The organism is Pseudomonas sp. GW821-FHT07F05 (assembly GCF_059418765.1).
In genome coordinates, this window is the sequence record NZ_JBWKQL010000001.1 from 388073 (window position 1) to 406374 (window position 18302).

Consider the following 18302-nt stretch of genomic DNA (forward strand, 5'->3'; position numbering starts at 1 on the left):
CGTGAAAAGATGCCCACTATGGCGCGATGCCGGGTGGCAATGGCGGTAACTATGTATCGCGTATGCCACCGCGTCTGATGCCTGTATGAAAGCTGCAAGCGTTAAGCTGCAAGCTGCAAGCTGCAAAGAGCATCAGCGCCAATCAGCCGACGTCCAGCACGACCACCCGTTGCCCGGCGCGCACCGCCGAGCCAGGCTGCACGCGGACGTCGCTGACCACACCGGCGTGGGGCGCCACCAGCGGGATTTCCATTTTCATCGACTCCAGAATCACCAGGGTTTCCCCCGCCTCGACGCGCTGGCCGACGCTGACCTGCACCTGCCAGAGATTACCGGCAATGTGGCTGTCGACGCTGGTCTGACCGTCTTGCAGCGGCGCTTCTTCCGTGGATTCGGCCACCGCTTCGTCGCTCTCGAACGAGGCCTGCCCGTTGGCGATCCAGCGCTCGCGCTCGGCGTTGAAGGCGTTTTGCTGCTGGCTGCGGAACGCCGCGATGCTCTGCGCTTCTTCGGCCAGGAAGGTTTGGTACTCAGTCAGATTGAGCGTGCTGTGCTCGATCCGCAGCGGGTACCGACCGAGGGGGAAATCGCGGCGGATGGTCAGCAGCTCGTCGGCGCTGACCGGATAAAAGCGAATCTGGTCGAAAAACCGCAGCAGCCACGGTTTGCCATCGAATGCTGCCACCGCGCGGTAGCGGTTCCACATCTGCAACGTGCGGCCCACGAACTGGTAACCGCCGGGACCTTCCATGCCGTAGACGCACATGTAGGCGCCGCCGATGCCGACGGAGTTTTCAGCGGTCCAGGTGCGCGCCGGGTTGTACTTGGTGGTGACCAGCCGATGACGGGGGTCCAGCGGCGTGGCGACCGGCGCACCGAGGTAAACGTCGCCCAGCCCCATCACCAGGTAGCTGGCGTCGAAGACCGTGCGGTGCACTTCGTCGAGGTTTGGGAGGTCGTTGATGCGGCGGATGAATTCCAGGTTGCTCGGGCACCACGGGGCGTCCTTGCGCACGGTGGTCATGTACTTCTCGATGGCCAGTTGGCAGGCCGGATCATCCCAAGACAGCGGCAGATGAACGATGCGCGACGGCACTTCCAGATTCTTGCTGGCGCAGACGCCGTCCCACTCGCCGGCGACCACATCGAGCAGCGTTTTCAGCGGCAGTTGCTCAGGCTGGTAATGCACCTGCAGCGAACGAATGCCCGGTGTCAGGTCGATCACGCCGGTGAGCTGCTTGCTTTCCAGCGCCTGCATCAGCGCATGGCCGCGGAAGCGCAACACCAGGTCCAGCTCCGGCGCGCCGATTTCCAGCAACAGATGGGTGTCGCCGGACAGGCGAGCAACGAGGCGGGTATCCTCCTTGCCGATGTCGAGCACAACCGGCGAAGTCAACGCTGCCCCTTTTGGGAACACAGCGGGCGAGGTCAACGCTAAACCCTGTGGGAGCGAGCTTGCTCGCGAATGCGATGGCCCAGCCGCCACAGATCCATCGGATGTACCGGCCCCTTCGCGAGCAAGCTCACTCCTACACAGATCGGTGTTCAGTTTCAGCGAGCGGGCCGCGTCGAGACTCACCGGATAAAACCGCACCTTGTCCCCGGCCTTGAGCTGCCCCAACTGCCACAAATCCGCCTCGATGATCGTCACCGGGCAGACAAATCCGCCCAGGCTCGGCCCGTCCGGCCCGAGGATCACCGGCATGTCCCCGGTAAAATCCACCGCACCGATGGCGTACGGATTGTCATGAATGTTCGACGGGTGCAGGCCCGCTTCACCGCCGTCGGCACGCACCCATTCCGGCTTGGGCCCGATCAGGCGCACGCCGGTGCGGCTGGAGTTGAAATGCACTTCCCAGTCGGTGGCGAAGAAGGTCTCGATGTAGCGTTCGGTGAAGTACTCCGGCGCGCCGTGGGGGCCGTAGATCACACGGATGTCGCGCACTTCCGGCAGCGCAGCGATGCGTTCAGCTGCCAGTTGTTGGCCTGCGCTGCGGTCAGACAAAGGCGCGATATGCAGCACGTCCCCCGCGCGCAACGCTCGCCCGCCATGCCCGCCAAACTGGCCCAGGGTGAAGGTGCTCTTGCTGCCCAGATAATCCGGCACGTCCAGCCCGCCCCGTACGCACAGATAACTGCGGGCACCGGCGCCCGCGATGGTGCCAAGCACCAAGGTCGATCCAGCAGAAACAAGCAACGATTGATTCATCGGCAGCGCTACGCCATCCACCGACAGCGGAATGACCGCGCCCGTCACGGCAATGACCGCATCAGTGTTGAAGCGCAGCGTCGGCCCACTCATGGTGATTTCCAGCGCGGCGCAGCCTTCAGCGTTACCCACCAGACCGTTACCCAGACGCAATGAGCGACTGTCCATCGGACCCGACGGCGGCACGCCCACTGCCCAGTAACCCAGGCGCCCCGGATAATCCTGAACGCTGGTCTGGGTGCCGCCGCTCAGGACCTCGAACGTGTCGGCTCGATAGGTCAGCCCCTCAAGGCACCGCGTCCACGGCTGGCCGCTGGCGAACGGCACGTCCGCGATGATCTGACGCAAGTAGTCGCGATTGGTCTCGATCCCATACAGCCGGGTTTCGCTCAGGGCCTGGGCCAGAACGTCACTGGCCGACATCCTGTCCGGCGCCCAGCTGATGACCTTGGCGATCATCGGATCGAAAAACGGCGGAATTTCACATCCGGCCTCGACCCAGGTGTCGATGCGCAGGTGTTTGCCGTCGGCGGTGGGGAAGTGCACCGAGGTCAGCAAGCCCGGGCTGGGCTGGAAATCCCGGCCCGGGTCTTCAGCGTACAAACGCGCCTGAATCGCATGGCCGACTGGCTGTAAAACCGCGTGCAATTCAACCAGCGGCGGCAGATCGCCGGCCGCCAGCTGAATCATCCAGCTCACCAGGTCCACGCCCCAGACCTGCTCGGTCACGCCGTGCTCGACCTGCAAACGGGTGTTCACTTCCAGAAAATAAAACCGCTGATCATCGCTGTCGAAGACGAACTCCACGGTGCCGGCGCTGCGGTAGTTGACCGCTTTCGCCAGCTTGATCGCCGCAGCGCACAGCTCATCGGCCATGCCGGCAGGCAGGTTCGGCGCGGGGGTTTCTTCGAGGACTTTCTGATTGCGACGCTGTACCGAGCAGTCGCGTACGCCGAGGGCAATCGCCTCGCCACGACCGTCGCCGAACACCTGCACTTCCAGATGGCGGGCGCGCTGGATGTACTTCTCGATGAACACCCCGGCGTCGCTGAAGTTGTTCTGGCCCAATCGTTTGACAGCTTCGAATGACTCGCTCAGTTCGCTGGCGCTGCGGCACACGCGCATGCCGATCCCGCCGCCGCCCGCGGTGCTTTTCAGCATGACCGGGTAGCCGATGGTTTCAGCAGCGGTCAAGGCGTCTTCGAGGCTGTCCAGCAGTTCGGTGCCTTCGAGCATCGGCACGCCGTGCTGTTTGGCCAGCGCGCGGGCGGTGTGCTTGAGGCCGAAGACCCGCAGTTGCTCAGGCGTCGGGCCGACGAAGGCGATGCCGGCGTCTTCACAGGCCTGGGCAAAGGCCGCGTTTTCGGACAAAAAGCCGTAACCCGGATGAATCGCTTTGGCGCCGGTGGATTGGGCGATGGCGAGAATCTTGTCCACCGCCAGGTACGTGCCGGCGGCGCCACCTTCGCCCAGGCTATGGGCTTCATCGGCTTGCAGAATGTGCAGGCTGGCAGCGTCCGCTTCGGCGTACACCGCAACGCCGCCGACCTGCAGGTCGCGAAGGGTACGCAGGATGCGGCAGGCAATGGCGCCGCGGTTGGCAATCAGCAGTTTGTCGAACATGGCATAGACCCCGGGGATCGATAGCGATCAATCCCTCACTGGGTAGCGGGCCGTCCCGCTTTGGTACGCGTTGCACGAAGGCCGTCCCTCGCGCCGAAATCTTGAAGCTTGAGCCCGTGAATCTTGAACCCTTGAAATCGCGGTCAGCGGTCAGTCCCAGACGAGCAGTTCTGCCGGCGTTGGGTTGTAGCCGTTGCACGAGTTGTTCAACTGAGGGCAGTTGGAAATCAGCACGATCACGTCCATCTCGGCGCGCAGTTCGACGTACTTCCCGGCGCCGGAAATGCCGTCCTCGAACGTCAGCCCACCGTCCGCCGTGACCGGCACATTCATGAAGAAATTGATGTTCGGGCCGATGTCGCGTTTGCCCAGCCGACCGTCATGGATGCAGGCGCGCAGGTAGCTGTCGCGGCAGCTGTGCATGTGCTTTTTATCCAGCGCATAACGCACGGTGTTGCTCTCTTGAGCGCAGGCGCCGCCGAGGGTGTCGTGGCGCCCGCAGGTGTCTTCGACGATGGTCAGCATCGGCTTGCCCAGGTTCGAATACAGCACGCTGCCTTTGCTCAGGTAAACGTTGTTCTGCCGACGCAACGTGCGTTGCACGTCATAGCGTTCGCGGGGGTTGGCGAGGCTGTAAAACAGCGTGTCGACCGCCTGATTGCCTTCCAGGTCGAGCAGACGCAGGGTTTGCCCGGCCTTGAGTTCGGTCAGCGACGGCTCGCCTGCCGGGATGTGGGTGATGGAAACGGGGGCAGAGGTCATGGTGCTGGTCATACTGGCCTCCTCAGGCGAACAGGCGATCGGTGTTGATGAAACCGCGCACGTTTTCTTCGCGGGACGTGCGGCAGTGCTCGGCGACGCTGGGATCGGCCTTCATCCAGCTCAGCTTGACCGGCTGCGGCGCGTACTCGGGGTTGGGGTCCATCGGGTGTTGCAGGGCGGTCATCACGACCAGCGTGTCCATCGGTGCGTACAGCTCGATGCTGTCGCCCGCTTTTGAGTTGCCCGGGACGAAGGCCAGCGCGCCGTGATCGTCGACGTTGACCCGGCTGAACAGGTTCAGCGTCATCAACAGATCCGACAGGCCCAGGCCCCACTTGCCCATCTCCACCAGCAGGTTGTCGGCGCCGTTGCGGAAGAAGCCGTTGCGCAGTTCCTGATAGCGGCCCTGGCCGTATTTCTCGGTGACCTCTTCGGCGCACAGCACGCCGCCGATGCTGTCGCTCCAGCCGCAGTTGTCGGCGGTGATCGCCGCCAGCACGCGGCCCATGTCCGAATACAGGCAATGGCCGCTGGTGAGCTTGGCGGTGTGCTGGCACTTGAGGCTGTCGGGCAGGTTGAGTCGCTCGGTTTTTTCGTGGGCGTTGAACAGCGTCAGGCTGACGTTGGCGTTGCCGTTCAGGTCGGTCAGGCGCAGCAGTTCGCCACGTTTGAGCACGAACGACAGGTGGCCGCCGCCGGGCAGCAGCTCTTCGGCGAACACGGGAAACAGCGTGGTTGAATCAGTCATGGGCAATGTCCTTCAAGCCGTTTTCAGCGAATCAAGCGCCACGCGGGCGGCGCGACGATCGCTGTTCAGGGGAATGTCGTAAGTGATGCGCGCGCCATAAGCGCCGGGGGCGTGGGGGTCGATGCGGACCTTGTCGAACACCAGCAGCCGGGTGCCGAGGTTGAAGCCTTCGGACAGGTCGTGGGTGACCATGAACACCGTCAGTTTGGTTTCGCGCCATAGCTCCAGCAGCAGGGCATGCATGTCCTTGCGGATGCCGGGGTCGAGGGCGCCGAAGGGCTCATCCAGCAACAAAACCCGTGGCTTCATGATCAGCGCCTGGGCGATGGCCAGACGCTGTTGCATGCCGCCCGACAGTTGCGTCGGGTACTTGTCCAGCGCGTGATCGAGGCCGACCTTGTGCAACAGCGCCGCCGCCTGCTCCCGGGCGTCACGCTTGGCGGCGCCGAACAGCCGCCCGAGCAACGCCGAGCGCGGCAATTCCAAGCCCAGGGCAACGTTATCCAACACCGACAAGTGCGGGAACACCGAATAGCGCTGAAACACCACGCCACGGGTCGAATCCGGTTCCTTCGCCAGCGGCTGACCGTCCAGCAGAATCGCGCCTTTGCTGGCGACTTCCTGTCCCAGCAGCAGCCGCAGGAACGTAGATTTGCCGCAACCCGACGCGCCCACCAGTGTGCAGAACTCGCCTTCGGCGATGCTCAGGTTCAAGCCTTCGAGCACGACTTGATCGCCATATTGCTGCCAGACGTTTTTGACCGAAATAAAGCTCATGGGCGCGCCCCCTCGTACCAAGGGAATGCCTTGCGCGTGAGGGCTTTCAGGCCCCAGTCCATCAGCCAGGCGAGGAGGGTGATCCACACCACGTAGGGCAGAATCATGTCCATCGCCAGATAGCGCCGCACCAGAAAGATCCGGTAACCGAGACCGTCAGTGGAGGCGATGGCTTCGGCCGCGATCAGAAACAGCCACGCCGACCCCAGCACCAGCCGCAGCGAGATCAACAGGCGCGGCAGCAATTGCGGCAGCACCACCCGCAGGATCAGCGTCCAGGTCGAGGCGCCCAGGGTCTGCGCCTTGATCAGCAGCTCGACCGGAATTTCCCGGGCGCGCTGCTCCAGGTCACGGGCCAGCACCGGCGTGATGCCGATGACGATGAGCATCACCTTCGACAGCTCGCCCAGACCGAAGACGATGAACAGGATCGGCAGAATCGCCAGCGGCGGCACCATCGACACCACCGTCAGTAACGGCGAGAGCGGCGCGCTGAACAACGGCAGCACCCCCGACGCAATGCCCAGGCACAGCCCGACAATGGCGCTGATCGCCAGGCCGATCGCGAGGCGCTGCAAGCTGGCGCCGGTGTCCTGCCAGAGCAGGTATTCGCCGGTGCGTTGGTCGGGCACGAACGCCACCCGTTTGATCGCATCGGTCATCTCCACGGCGCTGGGCAGCAGCTTGTCGTTGGGGTTTTCCGTCAGCCGCGTCGCCGAGCCCGTGAAATAGGCGAACAGCAACAGGGCGAACGGCAGGAGCACCAGGATCAGGCGACTGGCGCGATCCGGGCGGCGGTTTATCAAACGCATGACAAAGACCTTTGGTTTTTACAGCTTGCCGTCGGCAGCCATCTGCACGTAGCTCGGGTCGAAGTGCAGCTTGAGGTTGGCCTTGTCGCCTTCGGTCACGCTGTCGGCGAAGGTCATGCCGACCGCGCTGGCGTCTTTGGCGCCTTCGCCCAGCAGGCCGTGGTCGAAGGAGAAGTCAGCGACCTTGCGCATGGTCGTCGGCAGCTGCTTGCTGGTGGCGAACTCCAGCGCTTCTTTAGGCGTGGCGAAAAGCTTGGTGGTGTCCAGTTGCGACTGGAATCCGGCCAGATCAGTGCCCGAGGCCTGGGCCATGTGCTCCAGCGCGGCTTTGGATTCGGCGGATTTTGCGTTCATCAGCGCCACCACTTCAAACCACGCGCCGGTCAGGGCTTTGCCCAAAGCCGGGTTGTCTTTCAGGGTCTGGGTGTTGACCACCATCATGTCCATGATCTCGCCGGGGATCTTGCTGGAGTCGAACACTTCGGTGACGCCAGGCTTGGCCTTGATCTCCGAGAGCATCGGGTTCCAAGTGGTGACGGCCTTGACCTCGCTGGTGTTGAACGCGGCGGCGATGTCGGCGTCGGAGGTGTTGACGACTTTCAGGTCTTTTTCAGTCAGGTCCACCGAGTCCAGGGCGCGGGCGAGCAGGTAGTGGGACACCGACAGCTCGACCAGGTTGACGTCCATGCCCTTGAGGTCGGTGACTTTCTTGCCGTCGCCCTTGATGACGATGCCGTCGTTGCCGTTGGAGAAGTCGCTGACCACCAGCGCGGTGCTTTCAACGCCGCCGGCGGCCGGGATGGTGAGGGCGTCCATGTTGGTCATGGTGCAACCGTCGAACTGGCCGGCGGTGTACTGGTTGATCGATTCGACGTAGTCGTTGAGCTGGGTGACTTTGATGTGGATGCCGTACTTCTTGGCCCATTTGTCGACGATGCCTTGAGTCCCTGCGTATTCCCATGGCATCCAGCCGGCGTAAATGGTCCAGCAGACGTCGAAATCTTTTTTCGGGGCGGCGGTGGCCGAGAGGCTCAATGCGGCAAAGACGCCTGCGGTGAGCAGGCTGAACAGACGGGACTTTTGCATGGGGTGTCTCCAGTAGCGAAAAGGGACGGTCAGGAGCACGGCGACACCACTGGTGTCCTGTCTCCCGGGCTTTTATCCCGCCGTGTAACCTCTACTGGAGGTCGCCAACTCTCGGACCAGCCACTCGCGAAACGCGAGCCGGAACCCTAGTCGGCTATTGCAAATTGTGGTGCCGCGAACCTGTGGTGACTCCTGCACATCCTCTCCCAAGCGAGAGTTGTGCCAAGTTGCGCAAACCCTTGTGGCGGCTGAGCTGGGCGGGCGCAGGTGGTTTGACGACGGGCGAGACGTGCACTGATGCAGGGCGCCGTCTGGCGCCTGGGGACCGCGGTGGGGCACTAGGTCTGCAATTCGGAGTCTCAGTTAACGTTCTCGGCAGTTTCGAGAACGCCGACCAGCGCCGCTGGTTCGAGCTCTACCGCGGTCCGGGAGGCCGCCATGTATCGACGATTGCTTACCGCTTTGATGACGTTGTCCTTGGCAGGTTGTTACGGAGGTTATTACGAATCAGAAAGCTACACGCAGCCGATCTATAGCAGTGGCTACAGCAGTGGTTACGTGTACGACAGTTATCGCCCGGTCGCTCCGGTGTATTCCGGAGGGGCGGTGTATTACTCCTCGCCCCGTTACTACTCGGCACCCCGCTACTACGCGCCGCCACCGCGTTATTACGGGCCTGGCTACGGCGGGGGTCGCCCCGGTTACGGAGGTCGCCCGGGTTATGGTGGCGGCAACTGGAATGGTGGGGGCGGCGGTTACCACGGCGGCGGCAACGGCTATCGCCCGCCACCCCAAGGCCCGAGACCCGGAGGCGGCAATGGCCCAGGGCCCGGCGGCGGTTGGCATGGCAATCCAGGCGGGGGCGGCGGAGGTGGCAGTGGTCCACGCCCAGGCCCCGGCGGCTCTGGCGGCAATCACCGCGAAGACGGCGGTTTCGGCCGCGGCGGACACGGCGGACCGGGTGGCGGCAATCGCTGAGTAACGCAAAAATGGCGCTCCAAGGAGCGCCTTTTTTTTGGGGTTGAATACATGACCCGAGCCACCAGCGTGGGCGCACATCCAAATGTAGGACTGGCTTCAGCCGGGAAGAGGCCAGTGTGGGCGCCCTAACATTTGCGGTGTAGCACCCGACGCTTTCCCGGCTAAAGCCAGTCCTACAGGGAGTACGCATTCCAATAGTGGGACCGGCTTCAGCCGGGAAGAGGCCCGTCCATTCATCCTCACATTTGCGGTGTGGCATCTGACGCTTTCCCGGCTAAAGCCAGTCCCACAGGAAGTACGCATTCCAATAATGGGACCGGCTTCAGCCGGGAAGAGGCCCGTCTATTCACCCCTCACCTTTGCGGTGTAGCACCCGACGCCCTCCCGGCTAAAGCCAGTCCTAGAGGGAGTACGCATCCCAATAGTGGGACCGGCTTTAGCCGGGAAGAGGCCCGTTTGAACGCCATCCATGCAGGCATGAATTCAAGCCTCAATACTCCGACAAATCCGCCAGCGGGTGCCGTCCTTCCCAGGCCTTCTCGAAATGCGCGTCCACCACCGCCAGCGGAATTGTGGCGATGTCCTGCCAGTGCCAGTGAGGCGTTTGATCCTTGTCGATCAACCGCGCCCGCACCCCCTCGGCAAACTCGGGGTGCCGGCAGCAGTTCAGGGCCATGGCGTATTCCATCTGAAACACCTCAGCCAATGACAAATGCCGCGCCCGCTCAATCTGCTCCCACACCAGATGCGCCGTCATCGGGCAGCCGTCAGTCAGCGTTTTCGCCGCCTTGGCCAATAACAGGTCATCGCCATTCAGGTGATGTTTCAACGCACTCCAGGCGCTCGGTGCGTCGGCGACATCCAGCAGATCATCGATCGTCTCGCGCCGAGGCAGCCATTGCGCGGCGGGCAACTGATCCACCGCCTCCAGTTGCAGCGCCCTGAACAGGCTGGTCAGTTGCACCTTGGTCTGCTCCTGCCAGTTGAGCTGCAGCAGCCGGTCGATCATTTCCTCCTGCTGATCGTCCAGCAGAAAACGATCCGCGAGACCAAGGTCCAGCGCGTCACGGCCGTTGATGTGCGCGCCGGTCAATCCAAGAAACAGCCCCAACTTGCCCGGCAGTCGCGACAGGAACCAACTGGCGCCGACGTCAGGAAACAGGCCGATGCTGATTTCCGGCATCGCCAGCCGGCTGCTCGGCGTCACGACACGAATGTTCGCCCCTTGCAGCAAACCCATCCCGCCGCCCAGCACATAGCCGTGGCCCCAGCAGATCAGCGGTTTGGGAAAAGTGTGCAGCGTGTAATCCAGCCGGTATTCCGCGGCGAAAAACTGAGCAGCCAGTGGCGGAACCGTGCCCGGCTGCCCACGCCCGGCCTCGACCAGCGCACGCACGTCGCCACCGGCGCAGAAGGCTTTTTCGCCATTGCCGCGCAGCAATACGCAGACGATTTGCGGGTCGCTGGCCCACTCATTAAGGCGGTCCTGCAGCGCCAGAATCATCGGCAGCGACAGGGCATTCAGGGATTTTTCCGCATCCAGCGTGGCGATGCCCAGGCGGGCGCCGTCCGTGGTGGTGAGCTCTTCAAATTGCAGATTCATCGTGACCTCTTGTCAGTGGTACGGGGATCTATCGAGAGTTGTGAGTCCCCTCGACGCCCGGAAGTTGCAAACCGGCGGCTGTGAACGAGTGTAGGAAGATCCGACGGCGCCGCGCTGGAAATAATCAGCCACAGTCCCTAAAGTTGCGCATTGTTTCTGCCGGATCACACCATGACAAACGACGACCGCATCAAACTGGAGGCCAGCTGGAAGCAGGCCCTGCGCGACGAGTTCGAAAAGCCTTACATGGGCGAGCTGCGCGAATTTCTGCGTCAGGAGCATGCGGCGGGCAAGGAAATCTATCCGCCGGGGCCGCTGATCTTCAATGCGCTGAACTCAACGCCGCTGGATAACGTGAAAGTGGTCATCCTCGGCCAGGACCCTTATCACGGCCCCAATCAGGCCCACGGCCTGTGCTTCTCGGTGCAGCCGGGCGTGCCGGCGCCGCCTTCGCTGGTCAACATCTACAAAGAGCTCAAGCGCGACCTGAACATTGACATCCCCAGTCACGGCTATCTGCAGTCGTGGGCGGAGCAGGGCGTGTTGATGCTCAACACCACGCTCACCGTCGAGCGCGCCAACGCCGCGTCCCATGCCGGCAAAGGCTGGCAGCATTTCACTGACAAGATCATCGAAACGGTCAGCGCCCATCAGCCGCACTTGGTGTTCCTGCTGTGGGGCGCCCATGCCCAGAGCAAGAAAAAGCTGATCGATGCGTCCAAGCACCTGATCCTGACCGCCGTGCACCCGTCGCCGCTGTCGGCGTACAAGGGGTTTATCGGATGTGGGCATTTTGGTCTGGCGAACAAGTTTCTGGAGCAGAACGGCCTGGCGCCGATTGAGTGGCGATTGCCGGCTGTTGTCTAGCGCGGGATGACGTCAGAAGCTGGGGTGCTCCTGACACCGGATCATTCCTGGACAGACGCAGACCTTGTGGGAATGACCGGGGTGGCGTTCCACCTTGCTCACGAAGACGGTATTTCAACCGCTGAAAATTTAGCGGATGTACCGACCTATTCGCGAGCAAGCTCGCTCCCACATGTTGAGTGAGTCGTTAACCCAGCCGTCGATCCCAGTAACGAAACAACGGCTCGGCCAGAAACAACACAAACAACAACCTCATCACCTGCATCGCCGTCACCAGCGGCACCGACAGCTGCAGCACCTCCGCCGTCAGGCTCATTTCGGCGATCCCGCCCGGCATCATCCCCAGCGTCAACGAGCGCAAATCCAGATGGGTCAGCGTGCTCAACCCCAGTGCGCACAACGCCGCGATGCTCATCGTCAGCGCCGTCCCCAGCAACGTGCGGCCGATGAACGACGGCGCACGGCGAAAGAACGCCCGGTTGAAGTGGCAACCCAGGCCGCTGCCGATCAGCCACTGCCCCAGCTGACTGCCGCCCTGGGGCAGGCCGATGTGCAAATTGAAACTCACGCTGATCACCGCACTGATCAACAACGGCCCGAACAGCCACGGATTGGGCTGTTTCAACCGCTCCCACCCCCAGGCCACCAGCGCGCCCAGCGGAAACAGCAGCATCAGCCAGCGCCAATCCACCACTGTTGCGTGGGAAGGCGGGCCGCCATCGCCCATCAAATACTTGAAGATCGCCGGCACGCACAGCACCACTGCCAGCACCCGCAGGCTCTGCCCGGCGGCGACGTTGCTGAGAATCGCGCCGTTGCGTGCGCCGAGGTTGACCATCTCGCCCGAACCGCCGGGCATGCTGGAAAAGAACGCCGTGGCGCGGTCCTCGCCGGTGCGCAGCATCAGCCACACGCCAACCACGCTGGAGACGCTGGTCACCAGTGCGCCGATGAAAATCAGGCCGAAGTGCGAGAGGACTTGTTCGATGACGACGGGGGTGAAGTGCAGGCCGATGCCGATGCCGACCACCCATTGGCCGCATTTGCGGCCGCCGGGAATTTCAGCCAGCTGCCAGGGGGTGAGGCAGCGGACCAGGATGATCGCCAGTAACGAGCCGACCATCCAGGGCAGTGGCCAGCCAACCTGACTGGCGAGAAATCCCCCCAGCAGGCCGACCAGCGGTGTGCCCCACCACGTGCTGAATGGCCGGTCAGACATCGGCCAGCGCGCGACGCTGCCTGGAGCGTTTGCGCCAGATGCGGATCAGCGGGAACACCAGCATGAACGCCGTCACGACCCACATGCCCAGGGTGATCGGGCTCGACCACAGAATCTCCAGGCCGCCGTTGGAAATCGACAACGCGCGACGCAGGTTTTGCTCCATCAACCCACCGAGGATGAACCCCAGCAGAATCGGCGACAGCGGGAAATCCAGCTTGCGCAGGATGTAACCGAAGATGCCGATGCCGACCATCAGGAACAGGTCGAAGGTGGTGGCATGTACCGCGTAGACGCCGATCCCGGTGATGATCGCGATCACCGGCACCAGTGCCCAGTTCGGCACCGACAGGATGCGGGTGAAGATGCGGATCATCGGGATGTTGAGGATCACCAGCATGATGTTGGCGACGAACAACGACGCGATCAGGCCCCAGACGATGTCCGGTTGCTGCTGAAACAGCAGCGGCCCCGGCGTGATGTTGTACAGCGACAGGGCGCCGATCATCACCGCCGTGGTGCCCGAACCCGGCACGCCCAGCGTCAGCATCGGCACCAGCGCGCCGCAGGCCGTCGCGCCAATGGCGGTTTCCGGCGCTGCCAGACCGCGCATGTCGCCCTGTCCGAATTTGCCGCTTGCCCCGGCGATGCGTTTCTCGGACATGTAGGTCACGGCGCTGGCCAGCGTCGCGCCCGCACCCGGCAACACGCCCATGATGAAACCCATCAGACCGCAACGGATGTTCACCCAAAAGACCGAACTGGCCTCCTTGAAGTTGAACATCATGCGGCCGGTGGCTTTCACCGCTTCCTGGCCGCGATGGGTTTTCTCCAGCAACAACAGGATCTCACTGATTGAGAACAGACCCAGCACCAGCACGACGAACTGAATGCCGTCAGCCAGATGGATGTTGTCGCCGGTGAAGCGGTACACGCCACTGTTGGCGTCGATACCGATGCTCGACAGAAACAGCCCGATCAACGCAGCGACAAAGGTCTTCAGCGGTCGATCACCGGCCATGCCCCCCAGGCAGACGATCGCGAAAACCATCAGCACGAAGTACTCCGCAGGACCAAACGCAATCGCCCATTTCGCCAGCAGTGGCGCGAACATGACCATGCCGCAGGTGGCGATGAACGCGCCGATGAACGAACTCCATGCCGACAGCGACAACGCCACGCCGGCCATGCCCTGACGCGCCATCGGGTAGCCGTCCAGCGCGGTCATTACGGTCGATGCTTCGCCCGGAATGTTGAGCAGGATGGAGCTGATGCGGCCGCCGTATTCGCAGCCCAGGTACACCGCCGCCAACAGGATCAATGCTGACTCCGGCGGCAGGCCCAATGCGAAGGCGATCGGGATCAACAGCGCCACACCGTTGATCGGACCCAAGCCGGGGAGCAGGCCGACGACAGTGCCGATCAGCGTGCCGGACAGGGCGGTGATCAGGTTGTAAGGGGTCAGCGCGACGCCGAAGCCCTGGCCGAGATAGCCGAGAGTGTCCATATCAGTTCTCCATAACGTCGAGCAGACCGAGGGGCAGGGGCACATCCATCACTTTGTCGAACAGCACGTACAGCGCGATGCTCATGAAGGTGATGATCACGACACTCGGCAGCCAGCGGCCGCCGTACAGACGCGCCATGGGAATCCCGATCAGAATGCTGCTCAGCACAAAACCCAACGGCTCGAACAGCCCGGCGAACACCAGCAGCAGCACGGTGCAGATGCCGATCTTGATCAGTGTCGGACGGTCCAGCGCCGGCTCTTCCTCGGAATGCACGATCGGCGTCGGACGAATCGCCATGTACAGCAGCGAAATGCCCATCAGCGCCAGCATCAGCAGCGGGAAAGCACGAGGGCCGACGGGTTCGTAGGAAAAGGGCGCCTGATAAGGCCAGGCCATCATTGCCAGGCCGATACAGACCAGCAGCAGCACGACGGCGAAAATGCGTTGTATCACCATGGAAAACTCCCGGATCACGCCACCGCACAGGCGGCGTAATCCTCAGCCAATCAAGTACGCTTCGATGGGTTCAGTCACTGAATCAGGCCGAATTCCTTGGCCAGCGTCTTGTACTCGGCGACGCGGGTTTTCACGTACTTGTCGAGCTCTTCGCCGGTCATGGCGAACGGGAACAGCTCACGCTGATCGCGCAGCTTGGCGAAGTCTTCCGAGGCCAGCAGTTTGTCGAACGCCGCTTTCCACCAGTTGTAGTCCTCGTCCGAGACCTTTGGCCCCAGATAGAAACCGCGCACCACCGGCCAGACGATGTCGTAGCCCTGTTCTTTCGCGGTCGGGATGTTCTTCATTTCCGGCTCGTCCAGACGCTCTTCGGAGAACACCGCCAGCAGGCGCATGTCGCCGCTGAGAATGTGCGGCATGGAGTCGGAAATGTCGGTAGAGCCCACCTGGATGTGCCCTCCGAGCAGGGCAGTGGCGATTTCACCGCCGCCTTCGAGGGCGACATAACGCAGTTCCCGCGGGTTAATGCCGGCGGCTTTGGCAATCAGCGCGGTCTGCATCCAGTCCTGGCTGCCCACAGTGCCGCCGGAGCCGATGACCACTTTGCCCGGGTCGGCTTTTAGTGCTTTAACCAGATCGTCGAGGTTCTTGTAGGGCGAATCGGCCTTGACCGCGATCGCGCCGTAGCTGGTGCCGACGGCGGCCAGCCAGCGCACGGCGTTCTCGTCAAAACGGCCGAACTTGCCCTGGGCCAGGTTCAACAGCGAGCCGCTGGACCAGGCCACCAGCGTACCGGCGTCGGCCGGACGCTGAGCGACCACCGCGTTGTAGGCCACGGCGCCGACGCCGCCCGGCATGTAGGTGACGCGCATCGGTTTGGAGAGGATCTTCTCGTTGATCAGCGCGCTTTGCGCCAGTTTGCAGGTCAGGTCGAAGCCGCCACCGGGCGAGGCCGGCGCGATGCATTCAGGACGATTGGGCTCGGCGGCCCACAATTGGGTGGCCATCAGCATGCAGCTGGCGGCGACGCTGATATGGCGCAACGATAGGTTCATGGTCCGTCTCCAGAGGAGTTGTTGTTTTAATGGGGGCAGGCGGTCGTACGTTCGTCAGGCAGTCGTGTCACACCTTCGCAAAACTGCGGGCAGCCAACGTGCAGACGTGACGAAACACCGCGCAACAGGGCTGCGAGGTGAACAGAAAACATAATGGGATTCAGACGGCGCGAGGGCCGATGATTGCAGTGAGGGCATCACTGATGACTCCGATATTGTTCTTATTGTTGAAAACGCATCGAGGCGTTTTTCGTCACGACCCTGGCATTAGCAGCGTCACGCGGGACGCAATCGTGACAAGTCGTAACGGGATCCTAATCAGCGAAGCTTTCATCAACCTTTCAACTACCTTTCACAGAGCGCTCACGCTGCGTTCGGCTGAACCGTTGCAGAGACGTTGCTCATCATTGCTGGAATCATTCCCGCGCGCCGGGCCTTCACAGACGACGGCGCGCCTGTAAACTCCGCCCATAAAATGCTCAATGGGGAGAAATCGATGCGTGTCCTGCTCGTCGAAGATCATCTGCAACTGGCGGAAAGCGTCGCGCTGGCACTCAAGAGCAGCGGCCTGACCGTTGACGTTCTGCACGACGGCGTTGCAGCTGATCTGGCCCTGAGCAGCGAAGAATATGCCGTGGTGGTGCTCGATGTCGGCCTGCCGCGCATGGACGGTTTTGAGGTGCTGGCGCGTCTGCGGGCGCGGGGCAAGAACACCCCGGTGCTGATGCTGACTGCCCGCAGCGACGTCAAGGACAGGGTCCACGGCCTGAACCTCGGCGCCGACGACTACCTGGCCAAACCCTTCGAACTGTCTGAGCTGGAGGCGCGGGTCAAGGCGTTGTTGCGCCGCAGCGTACTCGGTGGCGAACGCCAGCAACGCTGTGGCGAACTGGTCTACGACCTCGATACCCGCCGCTTCACCCTCGGTGAAGAACTCCTGACGCTGACATCCCGCGAGCAGTCCGTGCTCGAATCGCTGATCGCCCGACCCGGTCGGGTCATGAGCAAGGAGCAACTGGCGGCGCAGGTGTTTGGGCTGGACGAAGAGGCCAGCGCCGACGCCATCGAAATCTACGTACACCGTCTGCGCAAGAAGCTCGATGGCCACCCGATCGCGATCGTCACGTTCCGGGGGCTGGGTTACCTACTGGAAAGTCGGGATGCTTAATCCGTTTCCTTCAGCGGAAAACAGCCTGCGCTGGCGCTTGCTGTGGAACCTGGGTTTGCTGCTGGTGGTGCTGATGATCGCCAGCGGCATGAGCGCCTACTGGAACGGACGCGAAGCAGCAGACACCGCCTACGATCGCACCCTGCTGGCCTCGGCGCGGACCATCGCCGCCGGGCTGTCGGAGCGCGACGGCACCCTCAGCGCCGACGTACCCTACGTGGCCCTGGATACCTTCGCCTACGACAGCGCGGGCCGCATTTACTACCAGGTCAACGACATCAATCAGAAGCTCATTTCGGGCTACGAAAACATCCCCGCACCGCCGCCGGGCACGCCGCGCACCGACGCTTATCCGGCCCTCGCCAAGTTCTACAGCGGCCGTTATCAAGGCCAGGACGTACGGGTGGTCAGCCTGCTCAAGGCCGTAAGCGAACCGAACATGAACGGCATGGCCGAGATTCGCGTGGCGGAAACCGAAGAAGCCCGGGTGGACATGGCTCAGGCCTTGATGGCCGACACCTTGCTGCGTCTGGGCATGCTCGGCAGCGGCGCGTTGTTGCTGGTCTGGTTCACGGTCAGTGCCGCGTTGCGGCCCCTGGATCGCCTGCGCACGGCGGTGGAAGAACGCCAGCCTGACGATTTGCGTTCGTTGCCGCTGGTCGAAGTGCAGCACGAGCTGCGCCCGCTCGTCAGCTCCCTCAACCACTTCACCGAGCGGCTGCGCATGCAGTTCGAGCGCCAGGCGCAGTTCATCGCCGACGCGGCCCATGAATTGCGCACGCCGCTGGCGGCATTAAAAGCGCGACTGGAGCTGGGGCTGCGTGATCAGGAGCCCGCCGCGTGGCGCAACACCCTGGAAAGCGCCGCCTCCGGCACCGACAAACTGACCCATCTGGCCAATCAGTTGCTGTCGCTGGCACGCATTGAAAACGGCGCGCGGGCCATCGCGGAGGGCGGCGCGCAATTGCTCGACCTCAGCCAACTGGCGCGGGAACTGGGCATGGCTATGGCGCCGCTTGCCCACGCCCGGGGTGTGGCGTTGGCGCTGGAAGCCGACGAGCCGGTGTGGATGCGCGGCGAACCCACGTTGCTCAACGAGCTGCTGAGCAATCTGGTGGACAACGCACTTGCCCACACCCCTGCGGGCGGCAACGTGATCTTGCGCGTCCATGCGCCGTGCACGCTGGAAGTCGAGGACGACGGCCCCGGCATTCCGGCTCACGAGCGCGACCGGGTGTTCGAGCGCTTCTATCGACGCAATCAGCAGAGCAAGGGTTCGGGCCTGGGGTTGGCCATTGTGGGTGAAATCTGCAGGGCACATCTGGCGCGCATCACCTTGCATGACGGCGCACAGCGGGGCCTTAAAGTGAGGGTGAGCTTTATGGTGCCGGAATCGGGACTGGTGGGACTCGGCTGAGCGGGCCC

Annotated in this window: 15 protein-coding genes and 1 riboswitch; of the genes, 4 read left to right on the top strand and 11 right to left on the bottom strand. The window is 62.9% G+C overall.

Features of this window, described 5'->3' with window-relative positions; genetic code table 11:
* Positions 1–142 precede the first annotated feature (142 nt).
* From uca to AC07RO_RS01885, 6 genes are all read right to left on the bottom strand, one after another.
* Complete coding sequence (gene uca / locus AC07RO_RS01860; protein WP_495085138.1) at positions 143–3832, bottom strand: urea carboxylase; 3690 nt, start codon at positions 3830–3832, stop codon at positions 143–145.
* Between the two features lie 150 nt (positions 3833–3982).
* Positions 3983–4606, bottom strand: coding sequence for an urea amidolyase associated protein UAAP2 (locus AC07RO_RS01865; RefSeq protein ID WP_495085139.1), 624 nt, complete (start codon positions 4604–4606; stop codon positions 3983–3985).
* Positions 4607–4616: 10 nt separating this feature from the next.
* A complete protein-coding gene (locus AC07RO_RS01870) occupies positions 4617–5342 on the bottom strand; it encodes an urea amidolyase associated protein UAAP1 (protein WP_495085140.1) in 726 nt (241 codons plus the stop codon).
* Positions 5343–5354: 12 nt separating this feature from the next.
* The gene (locus AC07RO_RS01875; protein WP_122536042.1) at positions 5355–6119 is read right to left on the bottom strand and encodes an ABC transporter ATP-binding protein; all 765 of its coding nucleotides are present in this window, start codon (positions 6117–6119) and stop codon (positions 5355–5357) included.
* Positions 6116–6931 carry an ABC transporter permease gene (locus AC07RO_RS01880; RefSeq protein WP_495085141.1) on the bottom strand — a complete coding sequence of 272 codons (816 nt, stop codon included), beginning with the start codon at positions 6929–6931 and terminating at the stop codon, positions 6116–6118. Before AC07RO_RS01880 ends, AC07RO_RS01875 begins: the two co-directional genes overlap by 4 nt.
* A gap of 18 nt (positions 6932–6949) precedes the next feature.
* Entirely contained in the window at positions 6950–8017 is a 1068-nt protein-coding gene (locus AC07RO_RS01885) for a putative urea ABC transporter substrate-binding protein (RefSeq protein WP_495085142.1), read from the bottom strand.
* Between the two features lie 59 nt (positions 8018–8076).
* A riboswitch (guanidine-I (ykkC/yxkD leader) is annotated at positions 8077–8178 on the bottom strand.
* 277 nt (positions 8179–8455) lie between these two features.
* Here AC07RO_RS01885 and AC07RO_RS01890 point away from each other — a divergent pair.
* Complete coding sequence (locus tag AC07RO_RS01890) at positions 8456–8995, top strand: hypothetical protein (protein ID WP_495085143.1); 540 nt, start codon at positions 8456–8458, stop codon at positions 8993–8995.
* Positions 8996–9488: 493 nt separating this feature from the next.
* Here the strand turns inward: AC07RO_RS01890 and dspII are convergent, their stop codons facing one another.
* Complete coding sequence (dspII, locus tag AC07RO_RS01895) at positions 9489–10601, bottom strand: enoyl-CoA hydratase/isomerase DspII (protein ID WP_495085144.1); 1113 nt, start codon at positions 10599–10601, stop codon at positions 9489–9491.
* 171 nt (positions 10602–10772) lie between these two features.
* Here dspII and ung point away from each other — a divergent pair, with 171 nt between their 5' ends.
* A complete protein-coding gene (gene ung, locus AC07RO_RS01900; protein ID WP_463581947.1) occupies positions 10773–11468 on the top strand; it encodes a uracil-DNA glycosylase in 696 nt (231 codons plus the stop codon).
* A gap of 187 nt (positions 11469–11655) precedes the next feature.
* Here the strand turns inward: ung and AC07RO_RS01905 are convergent, their stop codons facing one another.
* The 4 genes from AC07RO_RS01905 to AC07RO_RS01920 form a co-directional block, all read right to left on the bottom strand.
* On the bottom strand, positions 11656–12687 hold the full coding sequence (locus tag AC07RO_RS01905) for an AbrB family transcriptional regulator (RefSeq protein ID WP_495085145.1): 1032 nt from the start codon (positions 12685–12687) through the stop codon (positions 11656–11658).
* Positions 12680–14194, bottom strand: coding sequence for a tripartite tricarboxylate transporter permease (locus AC07RO_RS01910; protein WP_065992418.1), 1515 nt, complete (start codon positions 14192–14194; stop codon positions 12680–12682). Before AC07RO_RS01910 ends, AC07RO_RS01905 begins: the two co-directional genes overlap by 8 nt.
* Position 14195: 1 nt before the next feature.
* Positions 14196–14654 carry a tripartite tricarboxylate transporter TctB family protein gene (locus AC07RO_RS01915; RefSeq protein ID WP_192171645.1) on the bottom strand — a complete coding sequence of 153 codons (459 nt, stop codon included), beginning with the start codon at positions 14652–14654 and terminating at the stop codon, positions 14196–14198.
* Between the two features lie 74 nt (positions 14655–14728).
* On the bottom strand, positions 14729–15709 hold the full coding sequence (locus AC07RO_RS01920) for a Bug family tripartite tricarboxylate transporter substrate binding protein (RefSeq protein ID WP_192171644.1): 981 nt from the start codon (positions 15707–15709) through the stop codon (positions 14729–14731).
* A 496-nt stretch (positions 15710–16205) separates the two neighbouring features.
* On the opposite strand from AC07RO_RS01920, the gene AC07RO_RS01925 reads away from it, so the two are divergent.
* On the top strand, positions 16206–16877 hold the full coding sequence (locus AC07RO_RS01925; protein WP_192171643.1) for a response regulator: 672 nt from the start codon (positions 16206–16208) through the stop codon (positions 16875–16877).
* Complete coding sequence (locus AC07RO_RS01930; RefSeq protein WP_282366148.1) at positions 16870–18294, top strand: sensor histidine kinase; 1425 nt, start codon at positions 16870–16872, stop codon at positions 18292–18294. The genes AC07RO_RS01925 and AC07RO_RS01930 overlap by 8 nt, the downstream gene beginning before the upstream one ends.
* Positions 18295–18302 lie beyond the last annotated feature (8 nt).